The organism is Paenibacillus sp. JT31N17 (assembly GCF_056269255.1).
Genome location: NZ_JBWDNP010000007.1, coordinates 171,526 through 190,842, shown reverse-complemented (window position 1 = coordinate 190,842; position 19,317 = coordinate 171,526). Strand labels below are relative to the sequence as shown.

Below are 19,317 nucleotides of genomic sequence, written 5' to 3'. Positions count from 1 at the left end.
GGCATAAATTCAATTCTATACGCTTCTTTCTTGCTTACTCCTCTCCATGAATTATCATATCCATAGAAATCTAACCTTTTTGTTCATACTGGGACACGCTTCGCTAACCTTCTCCAATGGACTATCCCCTCTCGGTGGACTGTGTACCATTCATGTTCTGAATGATATGTCCTTATTGTACAAACTGTATGTAAGTTTTGTAAATATTCAGAATAATCTAAATTTACAGAAAATAAGGGCATTTATGGCCATTTACTCTCCTATGCTCCCTTGTCTTTACCATTTCGAGACATTTCGCCTGCGGAAAATGAGATAGATAGCGAATACAAGAAGCAGAATCGCCCCCACCATGGCAACGGTGTAAATATTCTCGTAATCCTGCTGCTTGAGGGCGATGGCAATAAAGGCCCAGACGAATACAAGCACATAGAAGGGATCACGGAAAACACCTCCGATTATCAGAGCAAGCACCCAGGCGGCAGCAAGCAAAACGATGGCCCATAACGCATCCGACCAGCCGAATCCGTTCCAGCCCGCCTGGTACAGACCAACTGCAATGTTCACAATCGTGGCGACCGTGATCCACCCGAAATACAGACTGAAGGGCAGTCTGACCCAGATAAATTCTCCCGCAGCAGGCCTGGAGGTGGCGAATCGGATCCGTTGATACAAAATAATTAAAGTCAGCAGCAGGGCGATCATAATAAACACACTAATTCTTACATGTTCATAATGCCAGGCGAAGACCCACGCGATATTAAACAAGCAGGTGATGAAGAACCAGGGACCGGTGCTTCGAACGGAAGGCTGATCCCCGGTGCGGGAGCCCAACTGGTAAAAAACAAAGCCGATCAATAAGACATAAATCAGCATCCAGATTGAAAATGCATAATCGGCCGGTGTAATCAAAACCGGATATTGAGCCGACAGCTCGGCGGTTGTTTTGCCATTGAGGGGAAGATATTGAGCGAGTGCGTTCACAATCAGTACAGCGATCAGTCCGACTATATTCCACAGACGATATGGATTTCTGTTGTACATAGGGCAAGCCTCCTGATAATTTAATCCTCTGCAGTTTGTTATATATTCACCTAATCCCATTTCCATTAAACGAGGAAGCGCGTGCCAATCGAATCCGGTGAGACGCCCCGGCCGGAGATTGGCGTATAAAAATCGTTTTTCTTCAGCCGCCTATTGACAGGGAGTGAATAATCAAATATATTATAACCAGCGGTTAGTAACCAATGGTTATAAAAAAGAGCGGAGATGATGGCAAATGAAAGTACAACAACTGTCTGAGCATATCTGGAGTTTGAAAACATGGATGATCATTCCTATCCATGTATGGGTGGTGGTAGAAGAGGACGGCGTTATTTTGGTGGACGCGGGTCTGGGGAGCATGACGAAGGGCATTTTGTCCTTTATCGGGAAGCTTGGGGCGGGTCCATTGAAAGCGATCGTGCTTACTCACGGTCATTCCGATCATGTTGGGGCTATTAAGAAAATCCGGCAGCACTCATCCGTCCCTGTGTACGCACATTCAATCGAGATCCCGTATATGGAAGGAAAGCTTCCTTATCCGGGGCGCAAGAAAGCGGCAGCAAGCGTGGAGGCAGGCCTTGCCAAGCCGCTTCAGGCAGATGCGGATGGGGAGCTTGCGGCATTTGGCAGCTTGAGACCCTATCTGACTCCCGGACATTCACCTGGCCATGTCGTATATTATCATGAACGGGACCAGGTGATGCTGGCAGGAGACTTGTTTACCTCCAAGAATGGTCAACTCCGGCTGCCAATGAAAATGTTCACCTTCGACATGAATGAAGCAGTCAGATGCAGCAGGATTGTATCTAAGCTGAAGCCTATACGTCTGGAAGTATGCCACGGATCTTCAGTCCTGCAGCCGGCTGACCAGATGGATGCTTATCTTTCGGCCTATCAGGGCAACAAGGAACAATCAAGTTCATTTGTCCAGTTATAAGAAGTGGATATTTTCCTCATACTTTGTTAGCCAATGCGATGCGAGTTCTATCCTGTATGTTATAATAGTTCCGATATGAATAATTCATATCGGAACTATTATCGAAGGGATGATTGAATATGGAGGATTTTCAAACGGCAGCCGCAAAAAGGAAAATTGAAATCTTGCAATCCATCTGGTCAGTCAACAAGATGACCACAAAGATCATGCAGGAGGATGCGGCACGATACGGACTGAGCCTTCAGCAGTTGTCCGCGCTTAATTTGATGAGGAATCATCCGGAGATGAATCTGGACCAGCTCAGCGAGAAGCTCTTGTCGCCTAAGAGCACCATGAGCGTAACGGTAGACAGTCTGGTGAAACTGGAATTGGTGAACCGGGAGCAGGACCCGGCAGACCGCAGGCAGTTAAAGCTCAAGGTAACTCCTGCGGGCGAAGAGTTGTCCATTACATCAAGCAGAAGCTCGACGTTGTACGCCAGGATGTCCCGGGTGCTGGAGCATATTTCCGAAGAGGATATTCAGTCCATGCTGTCCGTTCACCAGCGCATATCCGATTATCTGTCCCGTCAGGACGATGAGAGCATTGTATAATTCTCTGCTCAACTGATCAAGTCGATGGCCGGACATCGCGAAGCGCATTAAGGAACTGCTTGGGGATTTCCGTTTCGAAGCGCATCCGTATTCCGGTTATGGGATGGTCAAAGGAAAGAACGCGGGCATGAAGGCCGAGCCGTCCCATCGCCTTCGACTTTGACCCGTATTTTTTATCGCTGACGACGGGATGCCCGATATCCTGCATATGAACGCGGATCTGATTCTTGCGCCCAGTCTCCAGCTCCACCTCAAGCAGGGAAAATTCACTGCTTGTCTGCATGATTCTGTAATGGGTGACAGCCAGCTGGCCGTCATTGGGGTAAGGGCTGGAATACATGCGCAGCGTTTTGCTTTCTTTCAGCCAGGATTTGATGGTGCCTTCCGTCTTACGGACTTTGCCTTCCACAAGGGCTACATAGGTCCGCTCCTTCACAGCGTCCTGCCATGAATTCTGCAGAAGCTGCTGTACTTCCTCGCTCCGGGCGAACATCATAACGCCTGAGGTGTCGCGGTCCAGACGGTGTACCACGAATATGCGGTTCTCCGGATTCTCCAATCTGACATATGCCGTTAACTGCCGGTAGGCTGTCAAATCGGTTTCCTGCGCCGATGCGATCGACAGCAGGCCGGCTTCCTTGTTGATGACAATGAGATGTTCATCCTCGTACAGAATGGACAGACCCATCAGCGGAGGCTTCTCTACGATCTTCTCTCTGCTTACCAAGACCGAATCCCCGGGCTTAAGTGCGTGGTTATATAAGGTGACTACGCGTCCATTCACTGATATCTGACCGCGGCCCAGAAGGGACTTAATCGCATTGCGGCCCTGATGCTTGATGGCCTGCAGCAGAAAGGCCAGCAGTTCCTGCGGCTCCTTCACGATAAAAGGCTTGCTGTCGGCACGGGCAGCGCTTCTCTCGCTGACTCCGGCAGACGGTCTTCGGCTGGAGGCAGATGTCCCTGCCGCTGCGGCGCGGACGCCGCTCCCGCGCGAGGATGATCCGCGCGGCGGTAAACTGCCGCGTTTAGCGGCAGCATTGTGTTTTGGGGCTGCTTTTCGTTTGTCCATGGTAAGGCTCACACCGTCCTATAAAAGTTATCCCCAATATAGCATGAAAGAGACCGATATTGCTATTATCGGTCTCTTTCCGTATGTCAGCGCGCCGCCTGCACTGCCTGGTCGGCATTGCCGGTTGGATACCCGGGATCATAAACTGTTAATCAAGCCCGAGGGCCTCGGGTGGTCAATGCTTTCTGGAAAATAACTGCTTGCGTCTGATTGCCGCTGCAGCACCCAAGGCAAGAACGGCAATAATGATGATGACCATCAGAGGGCTGGTCCCGGACATTCCAGCGGATGCGTTCGGGCCGCCGGGGGAAACGGAATCAGCATCAGCTGTATTCTGGGCGGCGGCAGGTGCTGCGTCCAGCAGCTGTGCCTGCTCCATTTCCACAACCTTCACCTGGTCACGGCCGAATTTCTCGTACAGAAACTCCGCATGGGCTTCACTATAAGGTGTGATGCCGATCTCGACCGCGTCCTGCCCGGGGGCTGTGGTGGTAACCTGGAAGCCCTGTTCTGCAAGTTCATCCTGTCCTTCGCCCGCGACATAGCTGTCGATTTCCTGCTGCTTCTGCAGCAGATCCGCGGAAGGTTGATCTGCTGCAGCCGGCATCATCTCGCCGAACAGTACAGCCTGCTCTCCTTCCACAACCTTCACCTGGTCACGGCCGAATTTCTCATACAGAAACTCCGCATGGGCTTCACTATAAGGTGTGATGCCTATTTCAACCGCGTCCTGACCGGGGGCTGTGGTGGTAACCTGGAAGCCCTGTTCTGCAAGTTCATCCTGCCCTTCACCCGCGACATAGCTGTCGATTTCCTGCTGCTTCTGCAGCATATCCTCCTGGCTTACGGCCTGGTTGCTTTGGGCGGTATTGCCCGGCGAGTTCTCAGGTGCAGCGAATGCCGCATTGGCCGACAAGAGCATAAGACAGCCCCCGATCAGCAGCACCTTCGCCAAACGCGCTTTTACATTTAATAGTGTTGTCATGGTTTATTCCTCCTGTAGAGATTTCATGGAACGTGCGATTTGCAGCGCCTCTGCCTCCGGTAAAATCCCGGAGAGCATATAGTCGATATCGTTGGCCTGCCAATGGAGCTGAATGTTCCGATCCGTATCCCCTGCATCCTCGCCCGGATCGCCTATTGTGATGGAGCCGGCAGCCCCATTGATATCGACGGCTTTGCCATTTGCGGGAAAATCCGCTATAACCCGCTTCTGCTGAAAGATCCCGAAGGATTGATTGGCAGAAACGTAACTGAAGACAATTTCTGCTGCTTCTCCTTCACGGGGGCCGCTGGCATTAATTTCACGAAGCGAGAATCCTGCTGTTACGTAAGAGGGCACCTGCAGCGCGTCACCGAACCAGACCTTGGCTTCCTTAATGGATGGAAGCACCCATATTTCCTGACTGGAGGATCCCGGCGCAGGTGGGGGAAGGTCATCCCCTGGATTGTTCTGCCCAAGCATAGGCGTGTTCAGCGTACCGCCGGGCTGCTGCCCTTCAACCATCGGTTCCGATTGGCCGTTGTTGCCTCCTTGAGTACCTGCAACGCTGCCGGGCACTGCCGGTGACAAGAGAAATGGAGCCGCAACCAGCAAAATCAATATAATGGCGGCTGCAGCTGCCGATCCCCAAATCCAGCCTTTGGCCGGCAACCGTCTTTTACGAGAAGGAGGCTCCTGGATGTCCAATAGCCGCTGCCGTACAGATTCTTTCAGGCGGTTATCGAAATGCAGATCTTCGAACAGCAGCTCATCGGCTTCCTGCTTAAATGTTTGACGGAGTTCTGTATCCGGTGTCTTCATCGGGCCAGTCCCTCCTTCTCCAGATAGTCGCTGAGCATCTCTCTTGCACGATGAAGCCTGCCGCGGACGGTGCCTTCGGGGGAACCGGTCGCTTCCGCTATTTCACGCGTAGATAAATCGAGATAATAAAACAAATAGATCACCTCATGATAGTGGGAGGGCAGCTTGACAACATGCCTCAATATTTCTGTCCGGTTCCATCTGGCCATCGCTTCTTCTTCGGCGCTGTACCGTTCCGCTTTGGTCAGCAGAACGGGATCGGTCGGCTGTTCCAGGGCAGCTTTTCTACCCAAACGGTCTTTGCATAAATTAATCGTTATTCTGCTCAGCCAGGTTTTCACACTGCTCTCCCCGCGGAAAGTGGACCAGTTCCGGTAAGCGCGGATAAACACTTCCTGACTGACGTCCTCGGCCAAATGTCTGTCGGCCAGATAGAAATAAGCAGTGCGAAGCACGGCAGAGCCATATTCCGCCATTAAGCCTTCAAGCGCTGAGGAGGGATTTTCAGGGAAGCTTGATTTGTCTTTGGGGCCGGCCGGCCTTGGCATGTCACCACCTCCGTATCCTATAGACGGCGCCAATACCTTTTTCGCTACACTTTTTATGGAGAAAATAAATGAAATTCAGAAAATGGGCCTTACAGACGGTCGCTAATAGTCCGTGGATTGGTGCTTCAAGGGACAGGTATGGTATTATGATAGAAAAGTAAAATAAGTTTGAACCAGCACGATTAGTAAAGCTACTTTGGAGGGACTCCCCATTACGAACGCCATTTTGAATGACGCCTTGACTATGCTGCAGAAAACGAGCCGTACCTTTTACATTCCGATCAACGGCCTGGATATGGGCTTGAAGGAAGCCGTAACCTCTGCCTATTTATGTATGCGGGCAATCGATGAAATCGAAGATCATGAGGAGATCTCGGGTCAACTGAAGATTGAACTGCTGCGAGGAATTTATGAAGCATCCCAAACCTCCGATATTATTCATGCAACTAATGAAGTTCTGACGCCTTATCGCGATGTCCTGCCGGAAGTAACCATGAGACTGCGCGATTGGATGCTTCTTTGTCCTCCTTCCATTGTGGATACGGTTATTCACTATAATGCGCAGATGGCCAAGCAAATGGGAGAGTGGGCCCAGGCGAAATGGAATATTCAAACCGAAGAGGATCTGGACGGTTACACTTACAGCGTAGCGGGTATGGTCGGAGAAATGCTCTCTGAGTTGTGGTTATGGTATGATGATACCCAATCTGATAGAGTGAAGGCTGTTGCTTTCGGCAGAGGGCTGCAGGCGGTCAATATCCTGCGAAACCGCAAAGAAGATCTCAAACGGGGCGTGGACTTTTATCCAAATGGGTGGGACTTCAAGGAAATGCTCATATATACACAGCGCAATCTGAAGCTGGCTGATGAGTATATTGCCGAATTAAAGCCGGGACCGGCCCGGAAGTTCTGCAAAATTCCGCTTGCGCTCGCTCAGGCTACGGTGAACATTCTCGCTGCCGGCGGCAGCAAATTAACAAGAGATGCCGTTCTCAAGATTGTCAATCGGCTCAACGGGTAGCCATAACCGTTAGTTTTTTTAGGGTGTGAAGTTATAATGAAGAGATTGTATTGTGAAAAAAACCAGTTTTGCACGTTTTCGTGCAAAACTGGTTTTTTTTCCCGGTCAAACAGAACTTTGGTTGGCTTTTATTCTTATCGTTGATAGACGAGCGGGAAATGATCTCCGGTCAGCAGCTCGCCCGGTTCAACCGAGACAAAAGGCAGCATGGGGTGCCCGGCAGTTGGCGCATAACGTGTGTGGCCAGGCATATAGTGAACGGCGATAGCGCGGCGCTTGTGTTGCGAGCGGTTATTCGGGCTGCCGTGCCAGGTCAGGCAGTGGTGGTAGCCGACCTGGCCCTTTTTAATTTCAAACGGCACCGGTGTAGTATCCGCCCCCTCCGGAAGCAGCTCAGGCTGCTTGTGGACCGGTTTGAATTCCGCATTGCTTTCCAGATACCGCTGATGATTCCCCCATTTGTGGCTGCCCGGCACCATCCACATACAGCCGTTCTCGATCGTGGCATCATCCAGGGCAACCCAGGCGCTGACGAGATCGGAAGGGGTAATGATCGGCCACAGCGGGTGATCCTGATGCCATTTGGTCGGTCCGCCGGTAACAGGAGGCTTATATTGAATTTGATCATGCCAGATACGGACTTCATCGGTCCGCGTCAGCTGGGCGATTTCCTCGCAGATCGTCTTGTTAGCCGTATGCTGGAAATAAACATCGCTGGCCATCCAGATGTTGACGATCTGCACGACGGACTCGCTGACCGTCATTTTCATATCGTCATAACCCTTCGCCAGCATATTGTGCGAAAGCACTGGTTTTTTCACGGATTGCCCGTTCATGACCAGATCCAGCTCATCGCGGAGCGCCTCAACCTCGGCATCGCTCAAGACAATGCCGCCTTTCAAAAAACCGTTGTTTTCAAATTCCTCAATTTGTGCTTGACTTAACATAGTATATTCCTCCCGGATGTGTTGGCTGTATTTCGTTGATAAGCTAAGCATAGTGGAGAATGGTAACGCTGTCTTTACAAATACTGAAGAGGGATTTGCACTTTTCCAATACGAATCATAATGGCTCGCGAAGGGGAGGGAGGGGCGTTTTTGAAATCAACTGATCTGGGATCGATTCATGAGCTTGCGCCAACCGTGAACTTTGCCGCCCGCGCGGAGGCGCTTGCGAATACGGTTTGGGGCCCACGCAAAAATCCCGATTTTCAGCTGTTCTATATCTTGTCCGGAGAAGCGGAGGCCCTTATCGGGGGGCAGCGGTATTTGCTTGCAGGCGGAGATTGCGTCATCTATGGTTCTTTGCACCCTCACCGGCTGAGGACCTTGAGCAGGACTGAATATATTAGCCTTCATTTTCACTTGCGGCATGCCTCACCCGAGCCGGTCCACCCGGCTTATGCCCTGCAGAACTGCTCGGAAGAGGAGATGCTCCATTCTACAGACAGCGGCTTTACCATTGAAGTTCCAGGCCATGACAGACTCGGTCTGCCAGCCTTCATTACGATGCCGGCCCTGGAGCCGTACCTGCTGCGGATCGTTCAGGAATACAGCAATGAACAGCCCGGGTATGCGGTTTATTTGCGCGCCTTAATGACAGAGCTGATTACGGCTCTAGTCCGGCATCTGCTGAACCGTCAGCCTCCGTCGGCGGAGCGGATCAAAATCGAACCGGCGCTTGCCGGGATCGGCCAGCATCCCGAGGCGAACTGGACGGTAACGGAGCTGGCGGGCTTATGCGGCTATCATGCGATTTATTTCTCTTCGCTGTTCAAGAAATGCACAGGCGTGACGCCCAAGCAGTACCTGATTTCCGAGCGGATCCGCAAGGCCAAATACCATCTGCTCCAGGGAGAGAAGATGGAGCGGATTGCAGAGCGTCTGGGCTATGCCAGCATCCATTATTTTTCACGGAATTTCAAGGATGAAACAGGACTGACCCCAACGGAATTCAAGCAGCAGGAGCATGAAATTTAATAGCTGGTTAATGGCTTGAAATCTATAAATCTTTCATTTCAATTTCATAGACAAAAGAGAGGACGGGGTGATACGATAGCCACGTGGGAAATTGGCAGATAACTGGAGGAAATTCAAAAGTGAAATGGAAGCTTGTCTGGAAACGAAGTGTATTGTTATCTGTCCTTGCGGCCGGATTGGTATTCGTACCGCTCCCGGGTTTGACGGATTACAGCGCTGCTGCTGCGGCCTCCAAGACCGCTGCACAAGCTGCTGTTATACCGGTATTTGTGGATGGAACGAAGCTGGCTTTAACACCATCGCCCCTTACGATTAAAGGAACGACCATCGTGCCGATGCGCACTATTTTCAATGCATTGAAGGCCAGCGTAACCTGGGAGCCCGCGACCAAGACAATTATTGTTGTCAAGGACCGTACGACCATTACGCTGCAGCTTGGGTCAAGCAAGGCCGTCAAGAACGGGAAGAACGTGACCCTGGCGGTACCGCCGCAGATGATTAAAGGAGCGACAATGGTGCCGCTTCGTTTTGTTGCGGAAGCGCTTGGCGCCGAGGTTAAGCTCGATTCAGCCGCCCGCGTGATCCGCATCACTTCCTTTGAGGCGCTGCAAGCGCAAGCCTATGAGGATGAGGATGAGACGGAAGCCGATGATCCTGATTCCGGTTATGGGGAGTATGATACGTTTTCGACCGAGGAAGTTGTGGAGATGAACGACGATAAGGTCGTCATGATTACGACGGATTCGGCGCAGGGCAGCGGGGTAATTATTGGACCGAACCGGATTGTTACCAACCTTCATGTGATGCAGGAAGCCGGGAAGGCAACTGTTCTGCTGCGTAGCGGCGATACCTTCGAGGTGGAAGGCATTGTCGGCTATGATGAGAAATCGGATTTGGCGGTCATTCAGACGACAAAGCCCCTGGGAGTTGAGCCTGCAACGATCGGATACGGCGTGGGCAAAGGCGCGCATGTCATTGCCATAGGCAGTCCGCTGGGACTCCAGAACACAGTCTCTGATGGCATTGTCAGCAATTTGCAGCAGGCGGATGGCGTTCAGACCTATCAGATCAGCGCCCCGATTGATCACGGCAGCTCGGGCGGCGGGCTGTTCGACGATTACGGCGAGCTTGTAGGGATCACCTCATCGGGAATCGAGTCCACGCAAGCGGATTTGAATTTTGCGGTATCCGTGCTCAATGTCAGCATCCTTCTTTATAATATTGAAGACAACAAAGCCAACGAGAAGATTGATTTCCTGCCCTCAACGTTGCCGGATACCCTTGTGGGTGCAACTGACGATGAGATCCGCGATCTGGTCGACAAGGAGTTCGGGGAAATCAGTACCTCGCAGGGCGGAACGAAGCTGCAGCGTATTGAGGTCAAGCGTGATGACAAGGGCTGGCTGGTTGTTTCGGCCGTAATCGATCCTGCATTTTATATGCTGTACGGGAATATGGCTAATGATGATCTGCGCTTCTGGGCGCTCGATGCGGGCACCAAGCTGCATAAGCTGCTGCCGGACGACACCATTCAGCTTGCGGTCTATTACGAGCAGGAGTTCAGCTTCGAGCCCCGGAATTTGAACGCGGCAGAAGTGACGGCTGCTGCAGATGGCAAATGGCTTGTCCGTTATCCCGTTGTTCAATTGCAAGGCAAAGAGAAGATGATCGTTCAGGTCCGCACCTGACCTCTTTGAACGATAATAGAAGCGGGGCGGTTTTCTCTCTTGCGGCATTATGCTGCGGGAGCGGGGACTGCCCTTCTTTTTTTGTGCCATATTCGGTACAATAGAGTTGCTTGTAAGCCATAACGATAAAGAGGGAAGTAAACAATATGAAAGTCGTACTGGCAACCTTGAATGCCAAATTTATTCATACCTCACTCGCGCTGCGCTGCCTGAAAGCCTTCAGCGAGCATGAGTTCGACATCGAAATTGCGGAATATACGATCAAAGATCCGGTGATGAACATTGTGGCCGACATCTACGCGAAGAAACCGGGTGTAATCGGCTTCTCCTGCTATATCTGGAATATCGAAGAGACGATTACGGTCATCGATATGCTGCGTAAAATCATGCCTGAGCTTCGTATAGTACTGGGCGGCCCCGAGGTTAGCTATGACACGGCCTTCTGGATGGAGCGTCTGACGCAGGTCGATTATATTGTGGTTGGCGAAGGCGAAGAAACCTTTCATCATCTGCTCACGGAGCTGCGGGATACGCAGAAGCTGCATATGGTGTTTGGCGTCGCCTACCGCAAAGAGCGCAAGGACGGTACGATAGAAATCATCGTCAACCCCCCGCGTCCGAAGCTGGAATTGGCCAAGCTTCCGTCACCGTACCGTTTCCCGGAGGATATCGCCGGCCTGCAAAGTCGTGTCACTTATTTCGAGACCAGCCGCGGCTGCCCGTTCAGCTGCCAATTCTGCTTGTCGAGCATTGAGGTAGGGGTCCGCTATTTTGATATGGAACGGACCAAAGCGGACCTGCTTTATTTGATCCAGTCCGGCGCGAAGCTGATCAAGTTTGTGGACCGCACCTTTAATATCAAACGCGACTATGCGCTGGAGATTTTTCATTTTCTCATTGAAAATCATGGAGGCTGCGTGTTCCAGTTTGAAATCACCGCGGATATCATGCGCCCCGAGGTGCTTGATTATTTGGCCGAGCATGCGCCGCCGGGGATTTTTCGCTTCGAGATCGGCGTGCAGTCAACCAATGATCCAACGAACGCGGAGGTGCAGCGCAGGCAGAATTTTGCGAAGCTGAGCCGCACCGTTACCAAGGTGAAGGAGAGCGGCAAGATCGATCAGCATCTTGATTTGATCGCCGGTCTGCCGCTGGAGAATTACGATACTTTCCGCAAAACCTTCAACGATGTCTTCGCGCTTGGGCCGGAGGAGCTGCAGCTTGGCTTCCTCAAGATGCTGCGGGGCACCGGCATGCGCCGCGATGCGGACAAGCACGGATACATCTATATGGACCGGGCGCCTTACGAGATTCTTGGCAACGATATTATGCCGTTCTCGGATATCGTGCGGATCAAGCGGGTGGAGGACGTGCTGGAGAAATATTGGAATGCGCACCGGATGGACCATGCGCTGTACTATCTAATCGGGCAGGCCTTTGATTCGGCCTTCGACTTCTTCCAGCAGTTCGGCGATTATTGGGAGGGACGCGGCTGGCAGAAAATCGGCCATCAGCTGGAGGACCTTTTCTCCCGGTTGTGGACGTTCCTGTCCGAGGTGCATATTCACCGCACGGCAGAAGCGGGCAAGCACTGGCAGCCCGAGGTTGCGCTTGGGCTCATGAAGCTGGATTATTATCTGAATCACAAGTATAAGCCGCGCAAGGTGTGGTGGGATTTTACGATGGACAAATCCGCCTGGAACGGCTGGATGCAGCAGCTGGCGAAAGAACCGCAGGACGTCTCGGAGGCATTCGCGGCGCTGGGCCTCGGCGAGAAGGAGCTGCATAAGCACGCTGTTATCGAACTGCTGCCATTCGATCTGGAGCTCTATCTGTCAGAAGGCATATTGTCCCTGGAAGCACAATCGCTGCTTATTGTGATCTACAGCGGCGGCGGCAAGGAGGATGGTGTAGCGGCGAAGCCATTCATTCAAAGGCTGGTTCAAGCCAAGCAGCGTACGGGAACGATGTAGAACGGACTGTGGGGAGAATGCCATCCTCACTCCGGCATACAGCAAGCTTGGACTATTCCACAGCGTGAGCGTGGGATAGTCTTTTTTTAGGGAAGAAGCTTCCTGTGCCGCCAAAGTACGGTGACTGCCGTTTGTTCTTGCATTTATATCAAATGTGTAATCCCTCATGGCGCAGGCTGTTTAAGAGACTTGAGTACGGTAGTGCAGTAGTGTAAGATAGGGGAGGCAAGTTATTCTTTCGATTAAATCGAATGAAGAAGGAGCGATAACGTGGTATATTCGGCAAATAAAGAGCGGTATTCGTCCATGACGTATAACCGTGTTGGACGGACAGGCCTTAAGCTTCCAGCCATTTCACTTGGTCTTTGGCATAATTTTGGCGGCGTTGATACATTTGAGAATGGCCGCGCCATGCTTCACCGGGCATTTGACCTGGGAATAACGCATTTTGACCTGGCCAATAACTACGGCCCTCCGGCGGGCTCGGCAGAAGAAATGTTCGGGCGAATTATGGCGAACGATTTCAAGCCGTACCGGGACGAACTGATTATTTCCTCCAAAGCAGGATACTATATGTGGCCAGGCCCATACGGGGAGTGGGGCTCACGCAAATATTTAATCGCTTCCCTTGACCAAAGCCTGAAGCGGATGGGTGTCGAATACGTCGATATTTTCTACTCCCACCGCCCGGATCCGGAAACGCCGCTTGAAGAAACGATGGGGGCGCTTGACCATATCGTACGCTCGGGCAAGGCATTGTATGTCGGTATCAGCAGCTATAGTGCGGAACAATCCGCAGAGGCGATTGCCATCATGAAACGTCTTGGCACACCGCTTGTTATTCATCAGCCCAGCTACAATATGTTTGACCGCTGGATCGAGAATGGCCTGCAGGATGTGCTGGAGGAGAACGGCGTAGGCAGCATCGCCTTCTGCCCGCTCGCTCAAGGACTGCTTACGAATAAATATCTCGGCGGTATTCCAGAAGATTCGCGTGCTGCCAGCCGGACCGGCGCTCTGCAGGAAAGCGCGGTAACGCCTGAGCGTGTGGCCAGACTGCAGAAGCTTAATGCAATTGCAGCCGAACGCGGCCAGTCTCTGGCACAGCTTGCGCTGGCCTGGGTGCTGCGCGGCGGACGCGTAACATCGGCGCTGATCGGGGCAAGCAGGGTCAGCCAGATCGAGGATAATGTAGCCGCGCTCAGCAATCTGGACTTCTCCAAAGAAGAGCTTTCACAGATTGAGGATATTCTGCGCTAGAACAAGCCAAGCCTTCCACTTGAGGAGTGATCCTCATGCGGAAGGCTTTTTTTTGTATCCGTCTAGGCATATTTGGCAGAGAGTCCGATGCAGGCGACACCGGCGAGAATGAGCAGGCAACCGGCGATTTTCAAAGCGGAGAGCGATTCGTCAAATATGTAGTAGGCGCCGATGATTGATATGACATAGGCCAGGCTTTGGATAGGGTACGCAAGACTCAGATCCACCTTGGAGACGATATACAGCCAAAGAATCGTAGCGCAGCCGTAGATGAACAATCCGCCCAGAATATAAGGGGAGAACACTAATTCCAGAATGGTGCGGAAGCTTTCGAATGGCCTGGATTTCTGCATGAGGCCATACTTCCATATAAATTGACCGGTTACGAGCATGAGCGTATTGACCAGAATGAGTACAAATTGAACCAGATTCAATGCTTTTCACGTCCTTCGACTGCCTGCTGCAGCTCCATCATTTTCTTCTCCATCACGGCAAGCTCCTGCGTCAAGGTCTTCATGCGGTCCGACTGATTGGACAAGCTCATTGTCTGTCTAACCAGCAGTCCGAGGATGAACAGGATCGTCATCATAAAGACAAAAGTCGGCATGTAATAGATGCCGATCCACAACGCAAACCGGTTGAGCAGCGGGATGCACAGCGCCGCGACGACGCCGGCGATGGCTGTTATAAGCCACAGAAACGCATAGCGGTCCCTCAGCCGGTGCGACACCGTCAGGTAAACAATGATAACAAGAAACAGCAGCGTAATAATGAGAGAAACGATTTGATTCATGTTAAATGATCCTTTCCAGGGCGCATGCTTTTCAGGAATCGCTTGCAGGCTTACTAAGAAGCACAGGCTTTACAAGGCTTCTAGGAGAAGCTTTTGCGGATGAGTGAGATCATGGTGACCTTCATCATATAGTAAACCGATTTGGACAGGTTGATCGAAGAGACCCCGCCTTGGCGGTTTCTCATCTCGACGCTGATTTCTGTTATTTTACGGCGCTGCTTGCACAGACTGACAAGCACCTCGACCTCCGGATAATCCGTTGGATAGGCTCGTGAAAACTGCTCGATGGTCAACCGGTTCACAATGCGGAAGCCGGAAGTAGGATCATAGATGGAAACGCCGGTGAGCACTCTCACCAGAAAGTGAAAATAGAAGATCCCGAATCGCCGCAGAAGACTGCCTTTATAGCCGCTGTGACGGACAAAACGGGAACCGATGACCATATCGCAGCCGCTGGACTGAATATGCTCCACGAGCTTGGCGATATCTTCGGGGCGGTGCTGTCCGTCCGCATCCAGCTGAATGGCGTAAAGATAGCCATTGCTGTCGGCGTACCGGTAACCGCTTTGCATGGAGCCGCCAATTCCCAGATTAACCGCATGGCGCAAGGAGGGAAATCCCTCTTTGCGGATGATTTCCGCCGTTCGGTCCCTGGAGCCGTCGTCAATGACGACAAAATCATAATCGGTATGGCGTTTGAGCTCATGCACGGTCCGTGCGAGCGTCGCTTCCTCATTATAGGCGGGAATGATCACTAGTATATCACTGGCTCGTTTGTGCTCCATTTCCGATCCATCCTTCTCTTTTCAAATCATTTGCTTTTATACAGGGCCTGTATAGTATAATGGAAAACGTTGGGCAATGGATACCAAATATTTGTAAAAGAAGGAGATGTAGGATTGTTTTCCTTGAAATCTGAGACGCCTGTGATAAGAAGATGGGTTTATACCGTGATGGCGCTTGTCCTGCTTGTGCATGCAGCGTCCGTGCTTGTGCTTGGCGATCATTTTCTCCTGGGATCCTATGAGAAGCGCAATAATGACGATGTCAAATATGTTTATGCCGCACAGGTTCTGTTGCAGGACCATACGCTTGTTTATAACAGCGGCGACCTGCCTACTAATTTCATTATGCCCACCATACCGGTCATGCTAAGCGGGTTTATCGCCATTTTGGACCGGGATGCTGGAGTTATGGCTTTCCGGCTGCTGCAATGTCTGATGCAATCGTTCTCTATCTATCTGCTTTTCATTCTGGCCAGATCGGTGTTCAACAGCCGTGTCGGCCTTGTGGCAATTATATTGGCTGCCTGCTATATTCCGGATCTGTTCGCTTCGGGAGCAATTCTAACTGAATCGACGTTTAAAGTGCTGCTTTTGTTGCTGCTTTGCAGCACAATATTTGCCATTCGCAAAAAAACGGCCCTCGCTTATGTATGGGTTGGCATCATGCTGGGTTTAGCCTGTTATGTAAAGCCGCAAAGCGCCTTGTTTCCCATATGCCTGCTTATACTTTGGCTTGTCCACCGTTACAGCTGGAAGGATATTGTCAAATATACGGCTATCGTCGGCGTTTGCAGCATGGCGCTGCTCTCGCCCTGGTGGATCCGCAACTACGTGCAGTTTCATGAATTTATTCCGTTCACCAAATCAACCGGAAACCCCATGCTGCTCGGCGCGCTGGTCAAACGGGGCATGCCGCCCAAGGGCTTCTTCGAGCAGTATCCCGAATACAAGGACAATAAGCTGTTTGGGCCCAACGATACGGCGCAGAAGATCGCGGCACAGCGTCTCATCGCTTATAGCTTCAAGCATACGTCGATTGCTTATACCTATTGGTTTACGGCGGGCAAAACCTATTATTTGTTCTCGGCTCCTTTCTATTCAAGGCCGGTGCCGGGTCTTCCAAGACCTGCGATTAATGTGCTTCATTGGCTCTATGTATTAGCGGGCTTCGTTGGCCTTGTACTGCTTCTGGCCCTCAAGAGAATGAAGCAGACGCTCCCGGTTCTGCTCCCCTTCCTCTATTATTGGTTTATCCATCTGCCTTTTATAACCTTTGGACGCTACGGTTATCCTCTTGTGAGCCTGCTGATTATTTTCGCCGCTGCGGGAATTGTGTTAATAGCGGAGCGGCGCAAAAGAATGAGCGATGGCAGCAGGTTGCCAGGTGCATTAAATCAGCCATAATCATCTGCGAAATCCGGGGAGAACTTGCCCCGGATTTCTATTCGGATGCATGGTTGCAACCTTGTTGCCCTATGGAGCGTCATGAAGGATATGCATAGTGGGGGTGACTTCCATATACGGAAATAAGTTAAAGGTTTGGGCGTTGATGATGATAGCAGCCGTAATTACGCTGGGAGGCTGTTCAACTGTTTCATTATCCAGACCAGCAGCCGTGCAAGCGGAGACTGTTAAAAATACGAAGGCTCAAAACATGAAGGAAGATCCGAAAAACTGCGGAAATGCCGCCATAGATTATTTTGCGGCAATCAAATTCGACGGCCGTATGTATATCGAGAACCGGGATAGCGACTCCTCCGGATTGAAGCCCGGGAAGAAGGTCGGAGAGATCGGCTACAGGATGGCTGACGACGCCTGTCTGGGCTATCAGATGAAGGACGGCGATGCCACCCTGCTGCAGGCAGGGACTCCGCTGTATGCGGTGAAGGGTTATAAGACAGGCTATCGTCTTCTTGCCGGAGACCAGCTGTATGAAGTCGCGGAGAATCCTTCTGCCCGGACCGTTGGCGAGCTTTATGATATCGGGGAGGAAATAGCGGGAGTCCGTTTCGAAAGCGGCATTGACGGCTCCCCGATGAAGGCCTTTACAGCGGAGGCGGCAAAGGTGTTCAAGGAGGAGTACATCAAGCTCGAGCTGGTTGACCGGACGAAACTCAATAAAGAAACAAAAAGCTTAAGCGGAGGAAGCTATCATCTGCGCGTACTGCTTAAGGACGGCTCCTCATTCCGGGTGGCTTATTATATCAAACCCGCTGTGCTGTCGCCCGGAGCCTATGCAACAGAAAGGCTGAAGGAGACCATTGCCGGGCAGCGCAGGCTGCTGTATGAATAAGTAGCCTGCATAAAACGCATAAAACGTCATTTACTCCCGCGGCGTGCGTCTGGCGACTCTGCTGTCGATGGCGGCCTGCACGACCCGTCTTCGCACCTCTTCGACCACGCGCTGGTTGAATACGCTTGGTATGATATACAGCGGACTCAGCTCGTCAGGACTGATGACCGAGGCGATCGCCTCGGCGGCAGCCAGCTTCATCGGCTCGTTGATGCAGCTCGCACGGCAGTCCAGGGCGCCGCGGAAGATGCCGGGGAAGCACAGTACATTATTGATCTGGTTCGGGTAATCGGATCGTCCCGTTGCGATGACAGAGACGATATCCTCTGCCGTTTCCGGACGGATTTCCGGCTCGGGGTTGGCCATCGCGAATACGATCGGATCCGGGGCCATGCTCATGACCAGCTCCCGCTTCAGAATGCCTCCGGCAGATAAGCCGATGAACACATCGGCGTCCTTGAGCGCTTCAGCCAGGCCGCCGTTCATCCGCTCATCATTGGTGTGCTCGGCATACCACTGCCACATGCCGTTCGGATAATGATGGTCACGGCATATGATGCCTTCGCGGTCGACGCCGACAACATGCTGCGCTCCGCCGGCAAGCAGCATTTTCGTGCATGCCGTTCCTGCCGCGCCAATGCCGCAAACGACAATCCGCGCATCGGCAATATTCCTTCCGGTCAGCTTCAGGGCATTCAGCAGTCCGGCATACAATACGACGGCAGTCCCATGCTGGTCATCATGAAAGACGGGAATGTCAAGCTCATCCCGCAGCCGCTGTTCGATTTCAAAGCAGCGCGGCGAGGAAATATCCTCAAGATTGATGCCCCCGAAGCCGGGAGCAATGGCCTTGACCGCGGCAATGATGCCTTCGGTATCATGGGTATCCAGGCAGATAGGAAAAGCATCCACATCGGCGAACTGCTTGAACAGCATCGCTTTTCCTTCCATTACAGGCATAGCCGCATAGGGACCGATATCCCCAAGACCAAGCACGGCCGTTCCATCGGAAACAACTGCGACTGTATTCCGTTTGATCGTCAGGGTATAGGCTTTGGAGGGATCCTCGAAGATCGCATTGCAGACGCGGGCAACCTCGGGCGTATAGACGCGCGACAGATCATCGCGGTTTTGAATCGGCGTTTTCGGCTGAACGGAGATTTTGCCGCCAAGATGCAGCAGGAAGGTCCGGTCCGAAATATTGATCAGGCGAATGCCGGGCAGCTCTTCCAGAGCCTTGGCAATTCGTTCATTGGTCGCCGCTTCACTCACTTTGACGGTCAGATCGCGCACCGTGCGGTCGCGTCCGGTCTGTATGACGTCAATGGCGATAATATCGCCGCCTGCCCGCTCAATCGCCGTGGCAGCGGCGCCAAAAAAGACCTTTTGCGTATCCAGCTCAATCCGTAAAATAACGGTTTTCCCATCCAGCGGCACATTCCTCATTCTTAATAGCCTCCCTGATTGTGAATGAACACATGTACTTTCGTTTATTTACCCTCAAAAGAGGCAGGATATGCAAAAGCGGCG

At 51.9% G+C, this 19,317-nt stretch carries 19 protein-coding genes; 9 read left to right on the top strand and 10 right to left on the bottom strand.

What is annotated here, in order from left to right; genetic code table 11:
* Window positions 1-276: 276 nt before the first annotated feature.
* Window positions 277-1,041: a tryptophan-rich sensory protein gene (locus AC0YOB_RS22505; protein WP_475794663.1), complete on the bottom strand. Its 765-nt coding sequence runs from the start codon at window positions 1,039-1,041 to the stop codon at window positions 277-279.
* Window positions 1,042-1,276: 235 nt separating this feature from the next.
* Here AC0YOB_RS22505 and AC0YOB_RS22500 point away from each other — a divergent pair, with 235 nt between their 5' ends.
* Both AC0YOB_RS22500 and AC0YOB_RS22495 read left to right on the top strand, forming a co-directional pair.
* The gene (locus AC0YOB_RS22500) at window positions 1,277-1,978 is read left to right on the top strand and encodes an MBL fold metallo-hydrolase (RefSeq protein WP_475794662.1); all 702 of its coding nucleotides are present in this window, start codon (window positions 1,277-1,279) and stop codon (window positions 1,976-1,978) included.
* Between the two features lie 119 nt (window positions 1,979-2,097).
* Window positions 2,098-2,571, top strand: a complete 474-nt coding sequence (locus AC0YOB_RS22495) for a MarR family winged helix-turn-helix transcriptional regulator (RefSeq protein WP_475794661.1) — start codon at window positions 2,098-2,100, stop codon at window positions 2,569-2,571.
* A 16-nt stretch (window positions 2,572-2,587) separates the two neighbouring features.
* Here AC0YOB_RS22495 and AC0YOB_RS22490 read toward each other — a convergent pair whose 3' ends face one another.
* The 4 genes from AC0YOB_RS22490 to AC0YOB_RS22475 all read right to left on the bottom strand — a co-directional run bounded on the left by AC0YOB_RS22490 (window position 2,588) and on the right by AC0YOB_RS22475 (window position 5,995).
* A complete protein-coding gene (locus AC0YOB_RS22490; protein ID WP_475794660.1) occupies window positions 2,588-3,643 on the bottom strand; it encodes an RluA family pseudouridine synthase in 1,056 nt (351 codons plus the stop codon).
* A gap of 175 nt (window positions 3,644-3,818) precedes the next feature.
* The gene (locus AC0YOB_RS22485; protein ID WP_475794659.1) at window positions 3,819-4,628 is read right to left on the bottom strand and encodes a hypothetical protein; all 810 of its coding nucleotides are present in this window, start codon (window positions 4,626-4,628) and stop codon (window positions 3,819-3,821) included.
* A gap of 3 nt (window positions 4,629-4,631) precedes the next feature.
* Window positions 4,632-5,447 carry a DUF4367 domain-containing protein gene (locus AC0YOB_RS22480; RefSeq protein WP_475794658.1) on the bottom strand — a complete coding sequence of 272 codons (816 nt, stop codon included), beginning with the start codon at window positions 5,445-5,447 and terminating at the stop codon, window positions 4,632-4,634.
* Window positions 5,444-5,995, bottom strand: a complete 552-nt coding sequence (locus tag AC0YOB_RS22475; protein ID WP_475794657.1) for a sigma-70 family RNA polymerase sigma factor — start codon at window positions 5,993-5,995, stop codon at window positions 5,444-5,446. The genes AC0YOB_RS22480 and AC0YOB_RS22475 overlap by 4 nt, the downstream gene beginning before the upstream one ends.
* A 244-nt stretch (window positions 5,996-6,239) precedes the next feature.
* Here AC0YOB_RS22475 and AC0YOB_RS22470 point away from each other — a divergent pair, with 244 nt between their 5' ends.
* Complete coding sequence (locus AC0YOB_RS22470) at window positions 6,240-7,016, top strand: squalene/phytoene synthase family protein (protein WP_475794656.1); 777 nt, start codon at window positions 6,240-6,242, stop codon at window positions 7,014-7,016.
* 134 nt (window positions 7,017-7,150) lie between these two features.
* Here the strand turns inward: AC0YOB_RS22470 and AC0YOB_RS22465 are convergent, their stop codons facing one another.
* The gene (locus tag AC0YOB_RS22465) at window positions 7,151-7,963 is read right to left on the bottom strand and encodes a phytanoyl-CoA dioxygenase family protein (protein ID WP_475794655.1); all 813 of its coding nucleotides are present in this window, start codon (window positions 7,961-7,963) and stop codon (window positions 7,151-7,153) included.
* A 150-nt stretch (window positions 7,964-8,113) separates the two neighbouring features.
* Here AC0YOB_RS22465 and AC0YOB_RS22460 point away from each other — a divergent pair, with 150 nt between their 5' ends.
* The 4 genes from AC0YOB_RS22460 (at window position 8,114) to mgrA (ending at window position 13,916) form a co-directional block, all read left to right on the top strand.
* On the top strand, window positions 8,114-8,995 hold the full coding sequence (locus tag AC0YOB_RS22460; RefSeq protein WP_475794654.1) for a helix-turn-helix transcriptional regulator: 882 nt from the start codon (window positions 8,114-8,116) through the stop codon (window positions 8,993-8,995).
* A gap of 119 nt (window positions 8,996-9,114) precedes the next feature.
* The gene (locus tag AC0YOB_RS22455) at window positions 9,115-10,683 is read left to right on the top strand and encodes a stalk domain-containing protein (protein ID WP_475794653.1); all 1,569 of its coding nucleotides are present in this window, start codon (window positions 9,115-9,117) and stop codon (window positions 10,681-10,683) included.
* A gap of 146 nt (window positions 10,684-10,829) precedes the next feature.
* The gene (locus tag AC0YOB_RS22450; RefSeq protein ID WP_475794652.1) at window positions 10,830-12,656 is read left to right on the top strand and encodes a B12-binding domain-containing radical SAM protein; all 1,827 of its coding nucleotides are present in this window, start codon (window positions 10,830-10,832) and stop codon (window positions 12,654-12,656) included.
* 270 nt (window positions 12,657-12,926) lie between these two features.
* Entirely contained in the window at window positions 12,927-13,916 is a 990-nt protein-coding gene (mgrA, locus tag AC0YOB_RS22445; RefSeq protein WP_475794651.1) for an L-glyceraldehyde 3-phosphate reductase, read from the top strand.
* Window positions 13,917-13,978: 62 nt separating this feature from the next.
* Here the strand turns inward: mgrA and AC0YOB_RS22440 are convergent, their stop codons facing one another.
* From AC0YOB_RS22440 to AC0YOB_RS22430, 3 genes are all read right to left on the bottom strand, one after another.
* The gene (locus AC0YOB_RS22440; RefSeq protein WP_210038233.1) at window positions 13,979-14,350 is read right to left on the bottom strand and encodes an EamA family transporter; all 372 of its coding nucleotides are present in this window, start codon (window positions 14,348-14,350) and stop codon (window positions 13,979-13,981) included.
* Window positions 14,347-14,709, bottom strand: a complete 363-nt coding sequence (locus AC0YOB_RS22435) for a DUF2304 domain-containing protein (RefSeq protein WP_475794650.1) — start codon at window positions 14,707-14,709, stop codon at window positions 14,347-14,349. The genes AC0YOB_RS22440 and AC0YOB_RS22435 overlap by 4 nt, the downstream gene beginning before the upstream one ends.
* Before the next feature lie 80 nt (window positions 14,710-14,789).
* On the bottom strand, window positions 14,790-15,494 hold the full coding sequence (locus AC0YOB_RS22430) for a glycosyltransferase family 2 protein (RefSeq protein WP_475794649.1): 705 nt from the start codon (window positions 15,492-15,494) through the stop codon (window positions 14,790-14,792).
* Window positions 15,495-15,608: 114 nt separating this feature from the next.
* On the opposite strand from AC0YOB_RS22430, the gene AC0YOB_RS22425 reads away from it, so the two are divergent.
* Window positions 15,609-16,898, top strand: coding sequence for a glycosyltransferase family 39 protein (locus tag AC0YOB_RS22425; protein ID WP_475794648.1), 1,290 nt, complete (start codon window positions 15,609-15,611; stop codon window positions 16,896-16,898).
* A gap of 250 nt (window positions 16,899-17,148) precedes the next feature.
* A complete protein-coding gene (locus tag AC0YOB_RS22420) occupies window positions 17,149-17,787 on the top strand; it encodes a hypothetical protein (protein WP_475794647.1) in 639 nt (212 codons plus the stop codon).
* Between the two features lie 30 nt (window positions 17,788-17,817).
* Here the strand turns inward: AC0YOB_RS22420 and AC0YOB_RS22415 are convergent, their stop codons facing one another.
* Window positions 17,818-19,233 (bottom strand): NAD-dependent malic enzyme, encoded by a 1,416-nt coding sequence (locus tag AC0YOB_RS22415; protein WP_475794646.1) that lies wholly within the window; start codon window positions 19,231-19,233, stop codon window positions 17,818-17,820.
* Window positions 19,234-19,317 lie beyond the last annotated feature (84 nt).